At 61.2% G+C, this 20,730-nt stretch carries 19 protein-coding genes; 2 read left to right on the top strand and 17 right to left on the bottom strand.

The features are described 5' to 3' along the window. Window positions 1-57: 57 nt before the first annotated feature. The 12 genes from GA0061100_RS17820 to murA form a co-directional block, all read right to left on the bottom strand. Window positions 58-1,008: a lytic transglycosylase domain-containing protein gene (locus GA0061100_RS17820; RefSeq protein WP_075854046.1), complete on the bottom strand. Its 951-nt coding sequence runs from the start codon at window positions 1,006-1,008 to the stop codon at window positions 58-60. Window positions 1,009-1,117: 109 nt separating this feature from the next. Next, window positions 1,118-2,233 carry an anhydro-N-acetylmuramic acid kinase gene (locus GA0061100_RS17815; protein ID WP_075854045.1) on the bottom strand — a complete coding sequence of 372 codons (1,116 nt, stop codon included), beginning with the start codon at window positions 2,231-2,233 and terminating at the stop codon, window positions 1,118-1,120. 10 nt (window positions 2,234-2,243) lie between these two features. Beyond that, entirely contained in the window at window positions 2,244-3,263 is a 1,020-nt protein-coding gene (locus tag GA0061100_RS17810; RefSeq protein ID WP_075854044.1) for a serine hydrolase domain-containing protein, read from the bottom strand. 8 nt (window positions 3,264-3,271) lie between these two features. Continuing rightward, window positions 3,272-5,011 (bottom strand): ABC transporter ATP-binding protein, encoded by a 1,740-nt coding sequence (locus GA0061100_RS17805; RefSeq protein WP_075854043.1) that lies wholly within the window; start codon window positions 5,009-5,011, stop codon window positions 3,272-3,274. Then, the gene (locus tag GA0061100_RS17800) at window positions 5,008-5,847 is read right to left on the bottom strand and encodes an ABC transporter permease (protein WP_075854042.1); all 840 of its coding nucleotides are present in this window, start codon (window positions 5,845-5,847) and stop codon (window positions 5,008-5,010) included. Before GA0061100_RS17800 ends, GA0061100_RS17805 begins: the two co-directional genes overlap by 4 nt. After that, on the bottom strand, window positions 5,847-6,806 hold the full coding sequence (locus tag GA0061100_RS17795; protein WP_075854041.1) for an ABC transporter permease: 960 nt from the start codon (window positions 6,804-6,806) through the stop codon (window positions 5,847-5,849). The genes GA0061100_RS17800 and GA0061100_RS17795 overlap by 1 nt, the downstream gene beginning before the upstream one ends. Before the next feature lie 129 nt (window positions 6,807-6,935). Further along, on the bottom strand, window positions 6,936-8,456 hold the full coding sequence (locus GA0061100_RS17790) for an ABC transporter substrate-binding protein (RefSeq protein WP_075854040.1): 1,521 nt from the start codon (window positions 8,454-8,456) through the stop codon (window positions 6,936-6,938). 82 nt (window positions 8,457-8,538) lie between these two features. Beyond that, on the bottom strand, window positions 8,539-9,462 hold the full coding sequence (gene murQ, locus GA0061100_RS17785) for an N-acetylmuramic acid 6-phosphate etherase (protein ID WP_075854039.1): 924 nt from the start codon (window positions 9,460-9,462) through the stop codon (window positions 8,539-8,541). A 354-nt stretch (window positions 9,463-9,816) separates the two neighbouring features. Next, entirely contained in the window at window positions 9,817-10,155 is a 339-nt protein-coding gene (locus GA0061100_RS17775; protein WP_075854037.1) for a gamma-glutamylcyclotransferase family protein, read from the bottom strand. Next, window positions 10,152-10,856 carry an alpha/beta fold hydrolase gene (locus tag GA0061100_RS17770; protein ID WP_075854036.1) on the bottom strand — a complete coding sequence of 235 codons (705 nt, stop codon included), beginning with the start codon at window positions 10,854-10,856 and terminating at the stop codon, window positions 10,152-10,154. The genes GA0061100_RS17775 and GA0061100_RS17770 overlap by 4 nt, the downstream gene beginning before the upstream one ends. A 76-nt stretch (window positions 10,857-10,932) precedes the next feature. Next, window positions 10,933-11,817, bottom strand: coding sequence for a glucosamine kinase nucleotide-binding domain-containing protein (locus tag GA0061100_RS17765; RefSeq protein WP_075854035.1), 885 nt, complete (start codon window positions 11,815-11,817; stop codon window positions 10,933-10,935). Continuing rightward, a complete protein-coding gene (murA, locus tag GA0061100_RS17760; RefSeq protein WP_075854034.1) occupies window positions 11,814-13,070 on the bottom strand; it encodes a UDP-N-acetylglucosamine 1-carboxyvinyltransferase in 1,257 nt (418 codons plus the stop codon). The genes GA0061100_RS17765 and murA overlap by 4 nt, the downstream gene beginning before the upstream one ends. Window positions 13,071-13,296: 226 nt before the next feature. On the opposite strand from murA, the gene GA0061100_RS17755 reads away from it, so the two are divergent. Continuing rightward, a complete protein-coding gene (locus tag GA0061100_RS17755) occupies window positions 13,297-14,157 on the top strand; it encodes a MurR/RpiR family transcriptional regulator (protein WP_075854033.1) in 861 nt (286 codons plus the stop codon). A gap of 96 nt (window positions 14,158-14,253) precedes the next feature. After that, window positions 14,254-15,030 (top strand): SDR family oxidoreductase, encoded by a 777-nt coding sequence (locus GA0061100_RS17750; RefSeq protein WP_075854032.1) that lies wholly within the window; start codon window positions 14,254-14,256, stop codon window positions 15,028-15,030. A gap of 31 nt (window positions 15,031-15,061) precedes the next feature. Here GA0061100_RS17750 and nadC read toward each other — a convergent pair whose 3' ends face one another. The 5 genes from nadC to GA0061100_RS17720 all read right to left on the bottom strand — a co-directional run bounded on the left by nadC (window position 15,062) and on the right by GA0061100_RS17720 (window position 20,669). After that, window positions 15,062-15,919 carry a carboxylating nicotinate-nucleotide diphosphorylase gene (gene nadC / locus GA0061100_RS17745; RefSeq protein WP_075854031.1) on the bottom strand — a complete coding sequence of 286 codons (858 nt, stop codon included), beginning with the start codon at window positions 15,917-15,919 and terminating at the stop codon, window positions 15,062-15,064. Window position 15,920: 1 nt separating this feature from the next. Then, on the bottom strand, window positions 15,921-17,462 hold the full coding sequence (locus GA0061100_RS17740; protein WP_075854030.1) for an L-aspartate oxidase: 1,542 nt from the start codon (window positions 17,460-17,462) through the stop codon (window positions 15,921-15,923). After that, the gene (nadA, locus tag GA0061100_RS17735) at window positions 17,459-18,430 is read right to left on the bottom strand and encodes a quinolinate synthase NadA (RefSeq protein ID WP_075854029.1); all 972 of its coding nucleotides are present in this window, start codon (window positions 18,428-18,430) and stop codon (window positions 17,459-17,461) included. Before nadA ends, GA0061100_RS17740 begins: the two co-directional genes overlap by 4 nt. Window positions 18,431-18,499: 69 nt before the next feature. Then, entirely contained in the window at window positions 18,500-19,402 is a 903-nt protein-coding gene (locus tag GA0061100_RS17730) for an NUDIX hydrolase (RefSeq protein ID WP_075854028.1), read from the bottom strand. A gap of 574 nt (window positions 19,403-19,976) precedes the next feature. After that, window positions 19,977-20,669, bottom strand: a complete 693-nt coding sequence (locus GA0061100_RS17720) for a GntR family transcriptional regulator (protein ID WP_075854027.1) — start codon at window positions 20,667-20,669, stop codon at window positions 19,977-19,979. Window positions 20,670-20,730: the final 61 nt, after the last annotated feature.

Here is a 20,730-nt window from a genome sequence, read left to right as displayed (position 1 = left end):
ACAATCGAGCGACAGAAAGTCAAACGGCCGCCAAGCGTGCTGGAGCTATGCGCAACGCTAGTTCTTGAAGACGAGGCAGGAGCCACCCTGCTGCCGGACCTGCGTGCAAACGGCATCCGCTTCCTCCCGCGTTTGTCGCGGAATGCGCGCCGCATAACGGACACGGCGGCCGAAGTCGGCATTGCGCTGACGCACGATCAACGGCTTTTCCGTATTCAACGGTGACGGCAGTTTTCTTATATTTGCGGTAAACAGACGGCGGGCGGCATCCAGCTGAAAATGCTCGGCCAGTTGCGCCCCCCAGGGCGCCCAGGGCCGCTCCTGCTCCAAGGGAATGGGTTTCAGGCGGCGACTCTGCGCAAGGGCCACGCAGGAATCGACAAACGGCTTGCTCTTGTCGAGCACGGGAGCTGCAATATCGGGGGGATCATCGCGCCACTCCTCGACGCTATGGGCAGTGATCGCGCTCACATAGTTGCGCGTCTCATAGGGAAGTCCGCCGGAATTCAGGAAATTGGCAAGGCCGGCTTCGCCGGCATTATAGGCAGCCGCAGCCAATCCCAAATTGCCGAAGCGGTCGCGCAATTCATCAAGATAGGTCGCCGCCTTGCCGAGCGCCTCAAGCGCATCGTAGCTGTCGCGCACGCCACGCAGCTTCGCTGTTCCCGGCATGAACTGCGCGATACCGCGCGCGCCCTTGGGGCTGACGGCATCTGAGCGAAACAGGCTCTCGCGCCAGACAAGCCGCGCCAGATAGTCCGGCGGCAGATGATTGGCATGCGCGAAATATTCAATCGCCGTGCAGAGATCGCGATTGTAGCTGTCCTTGCGCAGGCAAAGCCTTTCGCCGGTCTCTGTGGTCAACGGGCCGGAGACGCAGACCGGCGGCGCCGCGCTCCATTCCGGCTGGGCGATTGCTGGACCGAAGGCTGAAACAGCAATGATACATGCAACCGCAGAGGCAACGATGGTGCCGACGAAGCCTGCCCTATGCTGCCTGCCTGTCATCTAAGCGATATCCGTCCGAGACCAACCGATCGCAAATTCGCGGCCTCTTCATAGCATCGATGGGCTGTGGCGCAAACCGTCGACGCAACGGCGATCTTCTGACAAGCCTCTATTCCGCGAGGCGGCCGCCACGCATCGGCGCCGGCACGCCTGTCGTGCCGGGGAAGCTGATCGGCAGGCCGCGCAGAACACGCACGGCGAGAAACGCAAAGCACTCCGCCTCCACCGCATCGCCGCGCCAGCCGAGATCTTCGGCAAAGATCGGTTCGACGCCGGCCCGGCTCCTAAGCATCGACATGATCGTCGGATTGTGCCGGCCGCCGCCGCTGACGACGACCTTACTCGGTCTGCGCGGCAGAAGGTCCAAAGCCTTGCCGACCGCACTTGCGGTAAAGGCCGAAAGGGTGGCGGCGCCATCTTCGGGACTCAAGCCATCCGCCATGGAGGCGCCGAAGTCAAATCGATCGAGTGACTTCGGATAGGGTGCGGTCAGATAAGGATGTTGCAGCAGCTTTTCGAGCCGCGCCTCATCGACTTTGCCGGCACGCCCAAGCGCACCGTCCCTATCCATCTCGCCCAACCCGTGCGACTTGATGAAGTCGTTGAGCGGCGCATTGGCCGGGCCGGTGTCAAAGGCAACGAAATTACCTTCGCCATCCCACCAAGTGACATTGGCAACGCCGCCAAGATTGAGAATGGCGGCCTCGCCCGCAGCACCCGCGCCACGCAACAACGCCGTATGGTACGCTGCGGCAAGCGGCGCGCCCTGACCGCCGGCCCGCATGTCGGCGGAGCGGAAATCATAGGCGACCTTGGTGCCGAGAATGGAGCGCATCAGCTCGCCATCCCCCAGCTGGCGCGTCTGTCCTAGCCGATCCTTCTGCGGAGCGCGATGCAGCACGGTCTGGCCATGAAAGCCGACGACGCCGATGTCGGCCATCGTCATGCCGTTCTCTTCGACCAATTCCCTGACCGCTTCCGACTGCGCGCGCGTCAGCGCTTCTTCCGCCGCCTTGAAGATCGCAGGCTCCGGACCTTCGAAATTCCAGGCCCGCGCCTGGCGTAGCGTCTCTTCCAGCAATTCGCGAATCCAGCTGGGATAGGGCGCCAGAACATAAGGGCCGAATTCCTCAATCCGCTCGCCATCCGTCTTCAGCATCGCGACATCGATATTGCCGTCGAGGACGGTCCCGGTCATCAGACCGACTGCCCAGATTGGTTCCATGGTCAGGCTCCTAAGCTGCGTTGACGAGATCGCTCACCGTTTGACGAAGCGCCAGGATGCCGCTGTCGAAGTGGCGTGTCGGATGAGTGCGGTTGGTGAGCAAGGTCCAGGCCCTGCCCTTGTCGAAATCGACCCAGAGGGCCGTGCCGGTGAAGCCTGTATGACCGATGGTGGCTGAGGAGCAGAGGCTGCCGCCATGCCAGCCGTCATGCGGCCGCTCCCAGCCATGGGTGCGTGTAGCCGAAAGCGGCGTCCGCATCAGCGCTATCGAACCTGCCGCCGCGCCGCTGCCGTCAAGCAATCCTCTGGCAAAATCAAGAATCGCGTCCGCCGTTCCGAAGAGGCCGGCATGGCCGGCTCCCTGCAGTGCGGAGCAATTGTCGTCATGGACCTCACCCGACAGGACACGGTTACGCCAGGTGCAGTCCTCCGTCGCGGCCGATAGTTTCGGCGGCGCGGAGAAAGCAAATCCCGGCCCGGGATCCATGGCGCGGAGCGTCCGTCCGGCCAGTCGTTCCAGCACAAAACCGAGCAGAATGAAATTGATATCGGAATAGACGGGCGGTCCGGCGCGCCATTCACGCTGCAGAATGAAGGCGCGCAGAAGCTCCGGGTCACGGCCATAGGTGTAGATCGGCTCGACCGCCGGAAACGGCGTTTGATGTCCTAGGCATTGGCGAAATGTCACCTTCCGCTCCCAGGCCTCGGCACTGTATTGGCGCAGATCGGGCAGAAGCGTCGTCAAGGGTGCATCGAGATCGATGGTACCGGCCTCGGCCAAGGCGAGGATCCGCGGCGTGGTGAAAATGACTTTGGTGAGCGACGCGAGATCGAACCAGGTATCGGGAAGCATCGGCCTGACACTCGGGACCTTCTGCGCCGAGCCAATCGCGCGGATCTGCCGGCTCCCATCCAGATCGACGATGCCAAGCACGCCGCCTGGAATGCGGGCCGATGCCACCGATTGTTCGAGCGGCGCAAAAGCCCGGTCGAAACGCTCCTGAAACTCCATGCTCCCCCCTCTCGCCATCTTGGCTCTCAAGCTTCCGCCAGAGCCATGTGATCGGCTGCGAAACGGTGCCATTCAGGTGCGGCTGGCTCGAAGCCCGGCGGGCGTACCAATGATGGAACCTGGCGCGTGTCGAGCGTGAAGGTTTCCTTGCGCCGCGCAACCGTCGGAACCGCCGCGATCAGCCGTCTGGTATAGGAATGCCTGGGCTCGGACAAGACGGATGCGGCATCACCGATCTCTACGATCTGGCCGGCATAGATCACGGCAATGCGATGGGCGATACGTTCGACAACCGCCATGTCGTGCGAGATGAAGAGATAGGCGAGCCCGTATTCGCGCTGAAGCTCGATCAGCAACTCCAAAACCTGCGCCTGAACGGAAACGTCGAGAGCGGACACCGCTTCGTCGAGTACCAGCACGGAAGGGTTCAGCATGAGCGCGCGAGCGATGCAAAGTCTCTGACGCTGGCCGCCTGAAAACTCATGCGGATAGCGCTCAAGAGCATTTTCCGGCAAGCCCACCCGCTTCAAGAGCTCGGTCATCCGTTTACGTGTGTCGACCGAAATCCGTCCACCGGCAGCAATCACCGGTTCGGCAAGAATGTTGTCGACGCGCAGTCTCGGATTGAGCGAGGCATAAGGGTTCTGGAAGACCATCTGCACCGCGCTGGTGCGATCTGCAGCCTTGCCGGCATTGGTCGTAAACGTGCCGCGGGTCGACTTGACCAACCCCAGGATCGCCCGCGCCGTGGTGGATTTACCCGACCCGCTCTCGCCGACGATTGCCAAAGTTTCGCCCGGCATGAGGTCGAAACCGACGCCCTCGACGGCGTGAACCGCACCGGCCGAACGACGCATGAAGCTGCCCTTAACCGGAAAGCGTACCGTCAAGCCATCCACCTTCAAGGCCGGTTTGGCTTGCGTCTCGTCACGCTGAAAATCTGCGCGCGCGGCCTGCCCCGCGGCGAAATGCGGGACGGAATGCAGGAGATGCTGGGTATAGGCATGCTTGGGATGATCAAGAATCTGATTGAGCTCGCCCTGTTCCACCGCCTGCCCGGCCTGCATCACCATCACCTTGTCGGCGATGCCCGCGACAAGGCCGATATCATGCGTGATGAAGATCATCGACATGCCCGTCTCACGCTTCAGTTCGGCAAGCAACGCCATGATTTGTGCCTGGACAGTGACATCGAGCGCCGTCGTCGGCTCGTCGGCGATGAGAAGGCGCGGATTGCAGGCAAGCGCGGTCGCGATCATCACACGCTGGAGCATGCCGCCGGAAAGCTGGTTGGGGCAATAGGTGAGACGGCGCGCAGCATCTGGAATGCGCACGCGATCCAGCGCATCCTTGGCGGCCGCCTTTGCCTGGCTTCCCGTCAGGCCGCGATGCAGCCGGAACGATTCCTCGATCTGGGTGCCGATGGTGAGAACCGGATTGAGGGAGGTCATCGGCTCCTGGAAGATCATGCCGATCTCGCCACCACGGATCTTCGTGAGCTCCACTTCGCTGGCCGTCGTCAGATCGAGAATACTGTTGTCCGGACGCTTGAGGCGGATCGAACCGCCGGTAATCCGGCCGCCGCCGAAATCGACGAGGCGGTTGATCGACAGCGCCGTGACGGATTTGCCCGAGCCGCTTTCGCCGACGATCGCCAGCGTTTCGCCGGCATCAAGATCGAAGCTGACGCCCCGCACGATAGGATTGGCTTCGGGATCACGCCCGAAGCCGACGCGAAGATCGGAGACGGAGAGAAGCGGCGTCATACCGTCGACCTCCGCATCTTCGGATCAAGGATGTCGCGCAGTGCATCGCCGAGCAAGTTGAAGCCAAGAATGGAGATCATGATGGTCACGCCGGGGAAAATCAGCAGCCAGGGCGCCGTTTCCATAAGATTGCGACTGTCGCTCAGCATCAAGCCCAGAGAGGATGCCGGCGGCTGTGTTCCCAGGCCGAGGAAGCTCAAGCCCGCTTCCGTCAGCAGCGACCAGGCGAGCGCCAGCGTTACTTGAACGGTCAAGGGCGCCACGAGATTGAGCAGAAGATGCCGCGTCAAAATGTACGACCGGCTGCTGCCGAAGGTGCGGGCGGCATCGACGAAATCACGTCCTTTCAAGGAAAGGGCCGGGCCACGCACGACACGGGTGAAGATCGGCGTGTAGACGATCGCGATTGCGGCAACGCTGGTCCAGGTGCCGGGACCGACGATGGCGATGATCAAAAGCGCCAGCAGGATCGCCGGAAAGGCGAGCAGCACATCCATGGTGCGCATGATGACGCCATCCCAGCGCTTGCCAGACCAGGCGGCGATCAAGCCGAGCACGGTGCCGAGCAGCGTTGCGGCAGCCACGGAAAAGAAGGCGACGGTGAAGGATTCGCCGATGCCATTCATCAGGCGGCTGGCTACATCACGCCCCAGCAGGTCGGTGCCCATCCAGTAGGCAAGATTGGGCGATTGCAGGCGAGCCAATGGATTGCGCGCGACGGGATCATGCGGCGTCAAGCCAAACACGCCAAGGATGGCAATGACGATGTAGACGAGCACAATCACGCCGCCGATCCGGCCGCTCATATGGGAAAAGATGGCCTTGGCGATCCGCATCAGCCTTCTCCCAGACGGACGCGCGGATCAAGCGCGACATAGGCGAGATCGACGAGCAGGTTCACGACCATGAAGTTGAAAGCAATGAACAGAACACAACCCTGGACCAGCGCATAATCGCGCTGCTGGATCGCATCCAGCACCAGGCGCCCCAGCCCCGGCAAAGCATAGATCTGCTCGACCAGCACCGCGCCGCCGAGCAGATAGCCGAATTCGACGCCGCTCAGCGTCACCACGGGGATCAGCGCATTCGGCAGGGCGTGCCGCCAGATGACGCCGCGCGCCGGGACACCGCGGCTGCGGGCCGTGCGCACATAATCATCACTCAAGACGTCGAGCATGGCGGAGCGTACGACACGCGTCACCGAGGCGGCGAAGGCAAAGCCGAGGGTTAGCGCGGGCAGGATCATCTGGCCGAGATTCTCGAGCGGGTTCTCCCAAAGAGGCGTGAAGGCGCCCATGGTCGGCAATACCCCGAAACCGGCAGACAGAGCATAGATCAGCAGCAGGCCGAGAACGAAATTCGGTGTGGACTGCCCGATCATGGCAACAATACGCACGGCAAGATCGGACAGCTTCTCGTTTCGCGTTGCGGCAAAGACGCCCGCCGGCAGACCGATGGCAAGCGCGATCACCATGGAAAGCAAGGCAAGCTCTAGCGTCAGTGGAAAGCGCTCCAGGATGATATCGAGGACAGGCTTGCCGTAAGTGACGGAAATGCCGAGATTGCCCTGAAATACGCCGAACAGCCAATGCCAGTACTGGACAGGCCAGGGCTGGTCGATACCGAAATAGGCGGCGAGAGCCTGCCGCTGCTCCGGCGTTAGCAGGCCTGCATTGGTTCCGAGCATCGCCGTGATCGCATCGCCCGGCACCAGCCGGATGGCGACGAAGACGAAGATGGACACGCCCAGCATGATCAGCGGGAATGTCATCAGCCGGCGCGTCAGGTATGCCATTGCAATTCCTCTAGGGCAACTTCAGCTAAACCAAGACGTGAACTTGCAGCCGAAATTGCGTAAAAACAAAGAGATAGAGCGCTTCCATGATATGATTCAAAAGGGAAGCGCTCTAGGTCCCGCTCATCGTTACTTGATCGAAACCTTGCTCAGACCGAACAGCGAGCCAGTCGGCGTCGGCACGAAGCCCTCCACGTTCTTCTGCTCGGCCGTATAGCCGTAGGCCGTGTAGAGCCAGATCCACGGCGAGACTTCGGCGAGATGCTTTTCGAACTCGGCGAAGATCTCCTTGCGCTTGGCCGGATCGGTCTCGGCGCGGCCCCTCTGCATCAGGCTATCGAGCGTGTCGTCGATATAGTTGGCGACCTTCTGCAGGTTGCCCGATTTCGTCCAGTAACGGTTGTACATCGAATAGGGATCGGCACTGCCGCCATTGAGCGCAACCGCCATGTCGAAATTGCCCTTGAGCCACGTGTCGACATAGACATTGAGTTCCATCACCTTGATGTCGAGCTTGATGCCGATTTCGGCGAGCTGCGACTGGATGACCTGTGCTTCGGCCGTGGCCGTCGGCGGTTCACCGGTTGCGGCGATGACGGTTGCCGAAAAGCCGTTGGCAAAGCCGGCATCGGCCATCAGCTTCTTCGCCTTGGCGACATCGCGCGTATAGCAGAAGAGCTTGCTGGGATCGGTCGCATAGAGCGGCATCGTCAACGGCCCGGTCACCTTGCCCTCGCCGAGAGCCGCCGTATCCATCACATCCTTGCGGTCGATGGCGCAGGAAATCGCCTGGCGCACGGCGAGCTGATCCATCGGCTTGCGCGACGGGTTGAGCTGCAGGACGTTGTAGGAAAGGATCGGCGTGCGGGTAAGCTGCAGCTTCGGCTCCTTCGGCACCAGCGTTGCCACGAGCGGATCGTTCAGCAGCGCAAAATCGATCTGGCCGGTGCGCAGCGAAGCAAGGATCGCCGTTTCATCCGGCAGCACGCTGATGTTGATACCGTCGACGCCGGTGGCGCCGCCTGCCCAGTCCTTGTTGGCGGTCAGCACTTCCTTAGAATTCGGAACCCAGCTATCGAGCTTGAAGGGGCCGGAGCCGATCGCCTTCGTGCCGATGGTGCCGGCGGTGATTTCGCTTGCGGGCACGACCGCCGCATTGAGGCTCGTCATGGCCGTCAGAAGCGGAACGTCGGGCTGCGAGAGGTTGAAGACAACGGTATTGGCATCGGGCGTGTCGATGCTCGCGATCGACAGGAAGTTTGCTCGGGCAACGGCGGCAGTCGCTTGATCAAGAATGCGCTGGAACGAGGCCTTGACGTCGGCCGAAGTTACCGGCGCGCCATTCTGGAATTTTGCCTTGGCGTTGAGCTTGAAGGTCAGTTGCTTGCCATCGGGCGCGAACTGCCAGCTTTCGGCTACACCGGGCACGATCTGCAGATTGCCATCCAGGCGAACGAGCGGTTCGTAGATCAGTTCCAGCAGGCGAATGGAAGAGAAGGCCGTTTGCTTGTGCGGGTCGAGCCCGGTCGCGTCCTGCGACCATGCCATGCGCAATGTCGCTGCCTGCGCCGGAATCGCGACGGTCGCCAGACCAATCCCCACGGCCAGCGCTACTCCCGAAATCAGCGTCTTTCCAAAATTCCCTTTCATTCCCAGTCCTCCAAATTTTTTAAAATGTCCCCGGCCGATTTTGGCCTATTGATTGCCGTCGCGGCGCGCCGTGACGGTTATCTCAAGCAGTCCGAGCGTTGATGGCCTTGCGCAGGAATCCATCAGCGTTTTGCAATGCCGCGCGGGCTTCTTCAATGCTCATCCCGGTAATTTCGATCAGAATGGCAAGCTTGACGTCGTTGCCGGTCAGATCGAGCACGCGGCGCGCTTCCTGCTGCGTGCAGCCGGTCGCCTGCATGACGATGCGCGAGGCGCGCGCCACGAGCTTCTTGTTGCTGGCGCTGACATCGACCATCAGGTTCTGGTAGCTCTTGCCGATGCGGATCATGCTTGCCGTCGTCAGCATGTTGAGAATGAGTTTTTGCGCCGTGCCCGACTTGAGCCGGGTCGAGCCGGTCAGGATTTCCGGGCCGACGACAGGCGAAATGGCAAGATCGGCAATGCCGGCGATGATGGAGTTCGGATTGCAGGAGAGCGCCACCGTAAAGGCGCCGATATCCTTGGCGTAGTTCAGGCCGCCAATGACATAAGGGGTGCGGCCGCTAACGGCGATGCCGACCACGACATCGTCCTTGCTCAGCTTAACCTCTTCCAGCGCCTGACGCCCCTGCTCCGGATCGTCCTCGGCACCTTCGATCGAGCGCCGCAGCGCATCTGGGCCGCCAGCGATCAGACCGACGACCATGTCGGGCGGCACGCTGAAGGTCGGCGGGCATTCGGAAGCATCGAGAACGCCAAGCCGGCCGCTGGTGCCGGCGCCCATATAGATCAGCCGGCCACCCTTCTGAAAAGCAGCCACGATCTGATTGACGGCGGCGGCGATTGCCGGGATGACCTTCTCAACGGCAACCGGCACCGTCTGATCCTCATAGTTGATCTCGCGCAGGATATCGAAGGTCGGCAAGAGATCGATATGCATCGTATTCGGATTGCGCCCTTCGGAAACCAACTGCTCCAGTTCGGAAATCAACTTCTGCTCTGTCATGGGCCTGCTCGCGAATAACGCTTCGATATCAATAGGTCAGAGTGGCAAGTTCGATCAGTTCAAGATCGGGCTTGCCGTAGCAAAGATCGGTTTTCAGTCAGACGGACGACCGAAGTCTGCCGGGACTGAGGATGGCCTTTTTGGCTTCGCTCCCCGTCCATTCCCTGTTTACCTAGGTTAACATTATGTCTGTTTATTCCTTTCGTCAATCTATTAAGGAATAAAATATTCCATCCTGGGCGAACAAAAATGGCCGCTCATAGTCGTGGCAAGGCAGCATCGGAAAGAGACGGACGCCTTCGTGCGGTCTCTACATTTCGGATGGAATTTAGGCTTCGACCAAACCGTCAATAATCATCGGTGAGGTGCAAGCACGTAAATGAACGCCTGAGAGTCACCATCGTCGGTACGGACCGTTGCGATCACACGGCAGTAGCCCTCGCCCTCGAAGGCATCGAGCCGCTCCCAATGTGCCGGAAGATCTGTGGATTCGAAGAGGAAGACGTCGATCTCATCGCCATCATCGGTAAGTTCGAGCCCCGGATAGCCTAACGCCGCGCCCCAACCGGATTCCAGCAACCTTCCGCGAACCGTCCCTTGGGTCCATGTACCAGCAAGCCCTTCAAGCTGATGGTGGTTGACGCGGCCCGGCGCAAGCGTGCCGTAGGTGGCGAGGCGATTTTCTGGCGTCATGCAACAATCCTCTTCAGAAGGCCCTTGAGCAATTCGGTGGTTTCCTGCGGCTGCTCGATTGCGGGGAGATGCCCACAGTCACGTATCAGCACGAATTGCGAAGTCCTGATGCCGATATGGATATCGAGCGAGTCCGCCGGCGGCGTCAGCACGTCTCTGTCACCGACGGCAACCAGTGTCGGCACCGAGATCAAAGGCAGCAGCAGTCGGGAATCGGGCCGGTCGAGAATGGCTTGCTGCTGTCGCAGGAATGCTTCGCCACCCACTCGAGCCGCCATGGCCTGGAGTTCCGTTGCAACCGGGCCGTCCAGATGACGCTCATGCACAAGCTCCGGCAGGAGCTTTCGCGTGACACCGGCAAATCGCCCGACTTTCAAGGAATCCATGCCTGCCCGCCTGCGGGCTGCTCGCGCCGGCGTATCAGGCGCCGCGCTTGTGTCAAAAAGCGCCAATCCCAGAACGCGTTCGGGCGCCTGCCGCATGATTTCGAAAGCCACATAGCCGCCCATGGAAATACCGGCAAGCACGAAGCGATCGGGCGCGGAACTGAGCACCCGCACCGCTATGGCATCGACACTCTCGTCCAACGTAAGATCGGCGATGAATGGATCAGCGAGATCTGCAATCTCATCTGCTTGATCCCGCCAGATGCGGGCATCACAGAGAAGGCCTGGAAGGAAAACGATGGCTGGCTTAGGCATGCTCTCTTCTAGCGGCTGCGGCTTCGCCAGTCCAATATATGGAAGGTGCCTTCTCTATCTGTAAAACCTATGGCGATCACTCAGCGGATCGCCTGGCCAGAATAATCGCGCCGGAGACTGCATCGCCGTCGATCGGCTTCAAGCGGCGGCGCACATCGGGCGAAAGCCAGGGCTCGAGCGGGCTTGCGAGACCGCCGAGTAGACATACACGCGGCGCTCCCTTATCGAACAGCGTGCGAACCAGCGTATCGATATGGCCGGCGGCGCTCTGCACGATCCGCCGCGCGACAGCATCGCCTTGATCGGCATGACGCAGGACCATCGGCGCAAGAGCCGCGTAGTCCGTCGCCGATGCCCGGTCCATCCAGGCGACCGCCTCCATCGGATCGTTCTGGAAACGCTGCATGATTTCGGCGAGCAACGCGGTCTTCTGCTCACGTCCATCGTGGGCACGCAGTGCCAGCTGCACCGCCTTCAGCCCGAGATAGGCGCCGCTGCCCTCATCCGATATCGGAAAACCATAGCCGCCGACCCGCAATTGCTGCCCTTCGACGAGACCGAGCCCGATCGAGCCCGTCCCGGCAATCACGATGGCGCCATCACGACCGGAATGGGCGCCGAGGCAAGCCCCCTCGCCGTCGCTGATGAAAGCGATGCTGGCAAATGGATGTTCTATCGCCTTCAGGGCCGCAAGCGCGCCCTTGCGGCCGATCCCGGCCAGTCCGATACCGGCATGGATGCGGCAGAGGTCAGAAGCCGGTAGCCCAGCCTCCTCGATGGCGGCGTCAGAGGCTCGTGAAATGGACGCCCATGCTTCGGCAATCCCGAGTCGGGTGGTTGCCGGCCCGGACAGTCCCTGCCCCAAGACCGTGCCTTTAGTATCCTCGATGCGCGCCCGGCAGCCGGTTCCGCCGCCATCGACGCCGAGAAAATAGGAGGTGTTTTCCGATGCGGCTGTCATGACGTCAACCGTTCGATATCGGCGCCGCACAGCCGCAATTTGCGATCGAGCTGCTCATAGCCGCGGTCGAGATGATAGACGCGATTGACGATGGTTTCGCCTTCCGAAACGAGGGCTGCGAGCACCAGCGATACGGAGGCGCGCAGATCCGTCGCCATCACCTGCGCGCCTTTCAGCGGCGCGCCGCCGCGCACCAGTGCCGTCGTCCCCTGTAGTGTGATGTTGGCGCCAAGGCGCATCAGCTCCGGCACATGCATGAAGCGATTTTCGAACACCGTCTCGCGGATCAGCGACGCACCTTCGGCGCAGCAGGAAAGCGCCATGAATTGCGCCTGCAAATCCGTCGGAAAGCCCGGATAGGGCTCCGTGGTGATGTCGGCTCCCCTAAGTGGACCATCTCGGGAAACGACCAGGCCGCGATCGCTCGGCCAGACGCTGACACCCATGGCCTCAAGCACCTGGACGACGGAGGCCAGATTTTCCAATCGCGCGTGGATGAGCTCGAGCTGCCCGCCTGTAATCGCCGCTGCCACGGCATAAGTGCCGGCTTCGATGCGGTCGGGGATGCCGTGATGCTTGGCAGGGCGCCAGCTGGTGTCGCCATCGATGAGGATGCGATGCGTCCCCGCCCCCTCTATCCGCGCGCCCATGGCGCTCAAGCAAGCCGCAAGATCGGCCACCTCCGGTTCGCGGGCGGCGTTCAAAATCTCGGTTTCGCCCTTGGCCGTGCAGGCGGCCATCATTGCCGTTTCCGTCGCACCGACGGACGGCGAGCTCAAGACGATCCGCGCGCCCTTCAGCCCGTTTGCGGCCGAAGCGACGATCAGACCGCTTTCGATCCCGATATCGGCACCCAGCGTCGAGAGCGCCTTGATGTGCATATCGACGGGCCGCGCGCCGATGGCGCAGCCGCCGGGGAGCGAAACACGCGCATGGCCGAAACGGGCAAGCAGCGGCGCCAGCACCAGCACGGTCGCCCGCATGCGCCTGACCGTATCATAGGAAGTTTCCTTTGAGACGATGTCGCTTGCATCGATCGTCGTGCCGTGCGGCCCACGGGCGATCTTGGCGCCGTGGAGGGTAATGACACCAAGCATATTCTCAACGTCGCTGACTGATGGCAGATTGGTCAGTTCGAGCGGATGCGAGCTCAAAAGTGCTGCGGCGATCTGCGGCAATGCGGCATTTTTAGCGCCAGCGATGGTCACCGCGCCCTGCAACCTCTTGCCGCCGGAGATGCGAAGTCTGTCCATGATGAAAATCCGTCGAAGAAAGGCGAGGACGCCACGAGTCCTTCACGCGTTTCCTCGAAAGACTAATCGACCATTCCATTGTGTCAATCGGAATTGGAATTTTTTATTCCAATTTGCTGTGATAATGTCCGATTGCAAGAAGCGAGATTGCCGAGCTTGAACCGGATGCTATTTTCAGTGTGCTCGTGTCGACGGGTAAAGCAGCCTCGATGGCGCGAAGGGACAAATGTCGATTTTAAAGAAAATCAGCGCGCAGCTCGAAACCATGGCTCCCGCCGATCGCCAGATCGGACAGTTCATCATCGACAATCCCGACCAGATGCTGCGCCTGTCCTCAGCGGCACTCGCAGTCGAAACCGGCCGCAGCCAGTCGAGCGTCGTCAAGTTCAGCCAGAAACTCGGCTATGCCGGCTATCAGGAATTGAAGCTTGCCGTCAGCGAGGCCAAGGCGCAGGAATGGCAGGCACCGGCTGGCATGATCCATGGCACGATCGAAGTGGGCGACGGCTATCTCACGATCCTGCAGAAGCTGCTCGGCAGCAAGATGCAGGCGATGCAGCAGACCATCTCCGTCAACAACGAAGCCGACATCGAAAAGGCGCTCGAAGCGCTTCATGATGCCCGGCGCATCCATCTCGCCGGTGTCGGCGCCTCGTCGCTGGTGGCGCGCGATTTTTCATACAAGCTGATGAAACTCGGCCGCAACGTGCTTCACGACAGCGACAGCCATGTGCAGATGGCCAATGCGTCGACGCTCGGGCCGGACGACCTGCTCTTTGCTCTTTCCTATTCCGGCGCCAGCATCGAGACGCTGCGGATCGCCGAGCTGGCAAGCCAGCGCCAGGCGACCGTCATTGCCGTCACCGGGCTGCAGGACAACCCGCTTTCCCGCGTCGCCGACATCTGCCTTCATACCGTCGGTGACGAGGACCGTGTTCGCTCGTCATCGATCACCGCCCGCGACGCACAGCTGATGCTGACGGACCTGCTGTTCATTCTACTGGTGCAGCGTCAGCCCGATGCCAATGACTATGTCCATAATAGCGAAACCGCAGTTTCCGTACTGAAGGCCAAGCGTCTTTCATAGGATCGCCGGTAACCAAGCTGTGACGACGGCGCCCCTGTACGATGGCGATGTCGGGACGTAGCTTGGCGCCCCAGCAAATCACACAGGAGAGATTCCATGGACCTCGGCCTCAAGGATAAGGTCGTTCTGATCACGGGCGGCTCGAAAGGCATTGGTTATGCCTGCGCCGAACTCTTCCGGCAGGAAGGCGCCCAGGTCGCGATCTGCTCGCGTTCACAGTCCAATATCGATGCGGCTCTTTCGAAGCTTCCCGGCGTGCATGGCCATGCCGCCGACCTGATCTCCGACGCACAAGCACTCTCAGTCGTTGATAAAGTCGAAGCAGAGATCGGGCCGATCGATATCCTCGTCAACAGCGCCGGCGCCGCGGCCCGCACACCGGTGGAGGAACTAACGCCAGCCATCTGGCGGGCCGCGATGGACGCGAAGTATTTTTCATACATCAATGTCATCGACCCCGTGATCAAGCGCATGGGCGCTCGCGGATCGGGTGCTGTGATCAATATCATCGGCAACGGCGGCAAGATCGCCTCGCCCGTCCATCTGGCCGGCGGATCGGCCAATGCCGCGCTCATGCTCGCAAGCGTCGGGCTTGCCAATGCCTATGCCGGCAAAGGCGTGCGCGTCGTCGGCCTCAATCCTGGTCTTACAGAAACCGATCGCGTTGCCGAAGGCCTCAAGGCGGCGGCGAAGGCTTCCGGCTCGACCGAGGAGGAAGCGCTTGCCGATGCACTGAAGCGCATCCCGATCGGCCGCATGGCCGATCCCGCAGACATCGCCAATGTCGTTGCCTTCTTGAGTTCGGCCAAGGCAAGTTACGTCACCGGCGTCGTCATCAGCATGGATGGCGCGCAGGTGCCGGTCATCGTCTGAGCCGGCAATGCGCAGTCTTGCGCTGCCTGCCTCAAGCCGCCGCCTTCCAGTCCAGTCCGATGTCGAGCGTTGACGCGCTATGCGTCAGCCAGCCGACAGAGATGAGATCGACGCCGGAGGCGGCGATCGCGGCAGCGGTTGCCGGCGTGATGCGGCCGGAGGCTTCGGTGATCGCGCGACCGCCGACGATATCGACCGCCTCGCGCAATTGATCCGGCGTCATATTGTCGAGCAGCACGGCATCGACGCCTTCCTGCATGGCTTCGCGAAGCTGCACCAGCGTATCCACCTCGACTTCGATCTTGACCATATGACCTACGCCCGCCTTGGCGCGATGGATGGCCTCGGCGATGCCGCCGGCAATGGCGACGTGATTGTCTTTGATCAGCACAGCATCATAAAGCGCGAAGCGATGGTTCATGCCGCCGCCGGCGCGCACGGCGTATTTTTCCAGAGCACGGAGACCCGGTGTCGTCTTGCGCGTGCAGACGATCGACGCCTTCGTGCCGGCAATAGCCTCGACGATGCCGCCGGTCACAGAAGCAATGCCGGAGAGGTGGCCGAGGAAATTGAGCGCGGTGCGCTCCGCCGTCAGCAAACCGCGGGATGCTCCCTCAATCGTTGCAATCACGTCGCCCGCTTTGACTTTCATGCCGTCGGGCACATGACGGGTCATGACAATGGCTGGGTCCACCAGTTGAAAGGCGAGTTCGGAGGCATCAAGACCTGCGACGACGCCCGGCTGACGGGTCACCATCGCGACACGGGAGCGATGTTCCGCGGGGATGACAGCGGTGGACGTCACGTCGCCGGCAAGACCGAGATCTTCGACCAGTGCATTGCGCACCAGCGGTTCGACAATCAGGCGTGGGAGGGGAGCAAGTGTCATGTCAGGCACTCCTTGCGACAGAATAGGGAATGACGGACCTGGCGATATCCAGGGCATCGGAGAGGCTCATCATGCGGCGCTGCGCATGATGCAGCTTCAGCGGAAAGTCCGTGCGGGCATGGGCGCCGCGCGACTCCGTCCTGAGACTTGCGAAGACGGCGATCAGCAAGGCCACTAGCGCCGGGTCAGTTGCCGGGCTCTCGGTCTCGCATAGCGGCAGGAGTGTCGCGATCGCGCCATGAATGGCGCCGCCATTGCGCAGCACGCCGAGATGGCGCGACACGATCGGCCGGACAAACGTCAAGTCCGGCGCGAACGTCTCGGGAAGATGGCCCGACAATTTTCTGCGGCTCGTGTCCAAGCCGGCGACATCGCGGGCCGCCCTTATGCCCATGACGGCAGCCTCCAGTAGGGAGTTGCTGGCAAGGCGGTTGGCGCCGTGCAACCCCGTCGACGCCGCTTCGCCCACGACCCAGAGGCCGGGTAACGAACTGCGGCCATTCTCGTCGGTCGCCACGCCGCCCATGTGATAGTGAACAGCCGGGCGCACCGGAATGAGATCGCTCGCGGGATCGACGCCTGCCTCGTGGCAAAGAGCCTCGATGACCGGAAAGCGTGTGGCGAAGCGGTTGCCGAGGGCATTTCGCGCATCGAGGAATACCTTGCCGCCGCGGGCAATCTCCGCGCTGATGGCACGCGCGACAACATCGCGCGGCGCAAGCTCGGCGCCGTCTACCCCTACCATGAAACGCACACCGCTTTCGTTGACCAGAAGAGCGCCCTCGCCGCGCACTGCCTCGCTGACAAGCGCCAGGGGGCGTCTGCGACTATCGAGAGCAGTCGGATGGAATTGCACGAATTCCATATCAGCGAGCTGCGCGCCCGCGCGCGCCGCAAGCGCAATCCCCTGTCCGAAATTGCCGATCGGGTTGGTCGTGGCATCGAACAGGCCGCCAATACCACCCGTGGCGAGAACGATGCGCGACGACGGCAGAACGACGCTGCCTTTCTCGGTCAGGCACAGAAGGCCGGTGACGTGATCGCCATCCAGCAACAGACGTTGCGCCTGATAACCTTCCAGCACGGTGATCGACGGTGTGCGGGCAACCGCCTCGGCAAGCGCGCGAACAATGGCGGCACCGGAGCCATCTCCCTTGGAATGCACGATGCGCCGCAGCGAATGAGCGGCTTCCAGGCCAAGGGATAATTCGCCGGCATCATTGCGATCGAATTCGACACCTGCCTGCTCCAAGGCAGCGATGGCAGCAGGTGCTTCGGCGACGATCCTTGCCGCCACCTTCGCGTCGCAAAGCCCATCCCCGGCAGCCAGCGTATCGGCAAGATGCAAGGCGGCGCTATCGCCCTCGCCGATGCTGGCGGCGATGCCGCCTTGTGCCCAGGCGCTCGATGTCTCCGCACCGATCAGGGCACGGGTGACGATCACGGTCGGTTCGGGCGCCAATGTCAGCGCCGTCATCAGCCCGGCCAGACCGCTGCCGACGATGACGATGCGGCCGCTCAATTCTTCGAGGATCTCGCTCATATCGCCAGCATCCTTTCCACCGCGCGGCGGGCGTCGGCGGCAATTGCGGGATCGACGGTCACCTCGTGCTGCCCTTCTTCCAATGCCTTACGGATATTGCCGAGGGTAATGCGCTTCATGTGCGGGCAGAGATTGCAGGGTCGGATGAACTCCACATCCGGATGATGCACGGCGACATTGTCGCTCATCGAACATTCGGTGAGCAGTACGACACGCGCCGGATGCTTCTTGCCGACATAGTCGGACATGACGGCGGTCGAGCCGGCGAAATCCGCGGCCTCGACAACGTCAGGCGGGCATTCCGGATGGGCAAGCACCGTCACGCCCGGATAATTTTCGCGCAGCTGACGGATATCCTCTGCGGTGAAGAGTTCATGGACTTCGCAGTGCCCATGCCAGGCGATAAGCTCGACATTCGTTTCCCGCGCCACGTTGCGCGCCAGATATTCGTCGGGAAGCATCAACACCTTCGGCACGCCAAGCGATTCCACCACCTGCCGGGCATTGCCCGAGGTGCAGCAGATATCGGAGGCAGCCTTCACGGCTGCCGATGTATTGACATAGGTGACGACCGGCACGCCCGGATGGGCCTGGCGCAGCAGGGCGATATCCTCCGGCGTGATCGATTCCGCCAGCGAGCAGCCGGCTTCCATATCCGGGATCAGTACTTTCTTTTCCGGGTTCAGCAACTTCGCCGTCTCGGCCATGAAATGCACACCGGCCAGCACGATGATGTCGGCATCGACCTCCACGGCCTTGCGGGCAAGCGCCAGGCTGTCGCCGACGATATCGGCAACGCCATGGAAGATTTCCGGCGTCTGGTAGTTGTGCGCGAGAATGACGGCATTGTGTCGTCGCTTCAGTTCGAGGATTGCCTCGACATCATCCTGGAACGACAGCCATTCGGCTTTCGGGATGACGCGACTGACACGATCGTAGAGGGAGGATGCGGATACGGGAAGATTCATGGCCGGCTCCTTATTATACTCATTTTGAGTATATCATGCGCAAATAGATATTCTCGTGTTGAGCATATGTCAATTGCGGGAGAGCGGTAATTTCGTTCCAGCGAATTCGCGTTCTTCGAGGACGGCGCGGCGGAAGCGGAAGAGCTTTGCAGGGCGACCGCCGGTTTCGCTTTCGGTGCCGCCGGTTTCCTCGACCAGTTCCTGCTGTTCGATCAGCCGGCGGAAATTCTGCTTATGCAACGTCAAGCCGGCCAACGCCTCGACGGTTTTCTGCAATTGCAGCAGCGTAAAATTTTCCGGCATGAGTTCGAAGACGACGGGGCGATATTTGATCTTGGCCCTGAGCCGCGCCATGCCAGTCGCAAGGATGCGGCGGTGATCGGCAAACATCGACTTGCCGAAATTGTGCCTGAGGTCACAGCCCGCCTCGGCGACGAGACGCGCCTCATAAAGCAATTCATAGCGCTGCAGGACGAGATCCTCGTTCCATGCCGCCCCATTCAGCCCGAAATCGAAATCGGCGCGACGGCGGCGCTGGCCGCTGCGCATCGCATCCTCCTCGATCCATGGCGCGAGACGAGCGGCTATATCATCGAGAATCGCCGGGCGGCCATCGCGATGATCCTCCCAGGGAAGATATTCGTACCAGCCATGCCAGCCCGGCATGCCACCGCCGGGTGCAGCCTGCTCGCGCACGAGCCCCAGATAGCTGATGGAAATCGTGCGGCCGCCGAGGATTTCGTTGTTTCGATCGCGATCGGCAAAGGTATAGAGCTGCTCCAGATAGCCGACAGGATGGGCGGTCTGATCCTGAACCCATTCGCGCAATCCGCTTTGCAGCGTGCGGTGCCCGAGCTCGAACGGGCCGGACGGCAGGGCATCACCCGACCGCACCGTCATCACCCTTGGATCGCTGCCCGTAACAGCCGTCAGAACCGCGATCAGCTCGGCATGCGCAAGCCCGATGGTCAAGCGAACTCCATGATCTGTTTGCTTACGAAGCTTGTCGCATGAAGCGAGGCGCAAGCCAATGCACGCAAGTACTTGCTCCACATCTCAAGACTGCGCGAAGAGCTGAAATGCCCCTGTCCAATCAAGGCCGCAGCACGACGTTACCGAAGAAATGACGCCACACTCGGGCGAAGCCTATCTGGCTTGATCAATGGAAATTGCAATCTTTTACGATGGCAGCAGCTTCCTGCCCGCTTCGGTGAGGACGACCAAGCCTTGCTCTCGCTCAACAAGACCAAGATCCACCGCATCCTCCCATATGGGCAATCGGGGACAACTGGTCCGCCATGCATCCATGACCTCGTGATAAGGTCGAGGACCAGCTTTCAGGAAAACCAGGAGATCAATGACAAGGCTATTGGGCGCTTCCAACATCACCTCCGTGAGTAGTATAGTGGAAATATACACCCGCAGACTATCGCTGTCATGATGTGTTCGATGCGTTTTGACGCCCAGCCAGGGCGTCTCTTGCTTAACGATTGACGGCGACATCGCCCCTTCGCCGGCACCACAGCCAATCCGATCACATTCGGGTCTAGCGGCTCACATAATCCGGATATTGTTCGCAAATGAGATCGACGATCGACAAGGTGCCTGACAGGTGCCGGCGCAAGGCAGCTACGGCGGCCTCCGCGTCGGCTGAGCGCACGGCATCGACCACGGCTTGATGGTCGATAATGATCTGCTCGAGCTTGCCCGGCATGGGCAGGTTGAGCATGCGCAGCCGGTCGAGATGCACGCTCTGGCGCCGGACCGTCGACCACAGGCCGAGAATGCCCGCCCGCTCATAAAGAACGCGATGGAAATCCTTGTCGAGCACGTCGAAGAGATCGTAGGTTTCCTGCGACACCACGTGCTTCTGACGAGCCAGGATGCCTTCGAGGATTGCTGCCGTTTCTGCAGGCGACTCGGCAGCCAGCCGGCGAACGGCCTCCAGCTCGATCGACAATCGCAGGAAATGCGCCTCCGTTGCGTTGCGGATATCGATCCTCGCAACAACCGTCGCATATTGCGGATAGACCTCCACCAATCCCTCCTCCTCAAGCCGGATCAGGGCATCGCGCACGGGGGTCTGGCTGACATTGAATTCGCTCTGCAGTGAGATCCGCGACAAGACCGTCGTCGGCGGCAGGCTCATCGAAAGAATGCGCGATCGCAGTATCTCCAGGATCTGAGGCCCAACTTGGCGGGAGCGATCGAGGGCGAATTCTTTCGGGTTGAGCTTCACTGGCGGCCTTTCTGATCGAGAGCATCTGCTCATTAAGCACAATTCGGGGCTTGATGCACTG

Source organism: Martinezella hainanensis (genome assembly GCF_900094555.1).
GTDB classification, from domain to species: Bacteria; Pseudomonadota; Alphaproteobacteria; order Rhizobiales; family Rhizobiaceae; genus Rhizobium; species Rhizobium hainanense.
The sequence above is the reverse complement of the archived record's forward strand: the minus strand, read 5'-3'. Positions and strand labels throughout refer to the sequence as shown.

Bases quoted from the DNA above. Each gene is read 5' to 3' on its own strand.
- GA0061100_RS17820 (WP_075854046.1), bottom strand. From the start codon at position 1,008: ATGACAGGCAGGCAGCATAGGGCAGGCTTCGTCGGCACCATCGTTGCC.
- GA0061100_RS17815 (WP_075854045.1), bottom strand. From the start codon at position 2,233: ATGGAACCAATCTGGGCAGTCGGTCTGATGACCGGGACCGTCCTCGAC.
- GA0061100_RS17810 (WP_075854044.1), bottom strand. From the start codon at position 3,263: ATGGCGAGAGGGGGGAGCATGGAGTTTCAGGAGCGTTTCGACCGGGCT.
- GA0061100_RS17805 (WP_075854043.1), bottom strand. From the start codon at position 5,011: ATGACGCCGCTTCTCTCCGTCTCCGATCTTCGCGTCGGCTTCGGGCGT.
- GA0061100_RS17800 (WP_075854042.1), bottom strand. From the start codon at position 5,847: ATGCGGATCGCCAAGGCCATCTTTTCCCATATGAGCGGCCGGATCGGC.
- GA0061100_RS17795 (WP_075854041.1), bottom strand. From the start codon at position 6,806: ATGGCATACCTGACGCGCCGGCTGATGACATTCCCGCTGATCATGCTG.
- GA0061100_RS17790 (WP_075854040.1), bottom strand. From the start codon at position 8,456: ATGAAAGGGAATTTTGGAAAGACGCTGATTTCGGGAGTAGCGCTGGCC.
- murQ (WP_075854039.1), bottom strand. From the start codon at position 9,462: ATGACAGAGCAGAAGTTGATTTCCGAACTGGAGCAGTTGGTTTCCGAA.
- GA0061100_RS17775 (WP_075854037.1), bottom strand. From the start codon at position 10,155: ATGACGCCAGAAAATCGCCTCGCCACCTACGGCACGCTTGCGCCGGGC.
- GA0061100_RS17770 (WP_075854036.1), bottom strand. From the start codon at position 10,856: ATGCCTAAGCCAGCCATCGTTTTCCTTCCAGGCCTTCTCTGTGATGCC.
- GA0061100_RS17765 (WP_075854035.1), bottom strand. From the start codon at position 11,817: ATGACAGCCGCATCGGAAAACACCTCCTATTTTCTCGGCGTCGATGGC.
- murA (WP_075854034.1), bottom strand. From the start codon at position 13,070: ATGGACAGACTTCGCATCTCCGGCGGCAAGAGGTTGCAGGGCGCGGTG.
- GA0061100_RS17755 (WP_075854033.1), top strand. From the start codon at position 13,297: ATGTCGATTTTAAAGAAAATCAGCGCGCAGCTCGAAACCATGGCTCCC.
- GA0061100_RS17750 (WP_075854032.1), top strand. From the start codon at position 14,254: ATGGACCTCGGCCTCAAGGATAAGGTCGTTCTGATCACGGGCGGCTCG.
- nadC (WP_075854031.1), bottom strand. From the start codon at position 15,919: ATGACACTTGCTCCCCTCCCACGCCTGATTGTCGAACCGCTGGTGCGC.
- GA0061100_RS17740 (WP_075854030.1), bottom strand. From the start codon at position 17,462: ATGAGCGAGATCCTCGAAGAATTGAGCGGCCGCATCGTCATCGTCGGC.
- nadA (WP_075854029.1), bottom strand. From the start codon at position 18,430: ATGAATCTTCCCGTATCCGCATCCTCCCTCTACGATCGTGTCAGTCGC.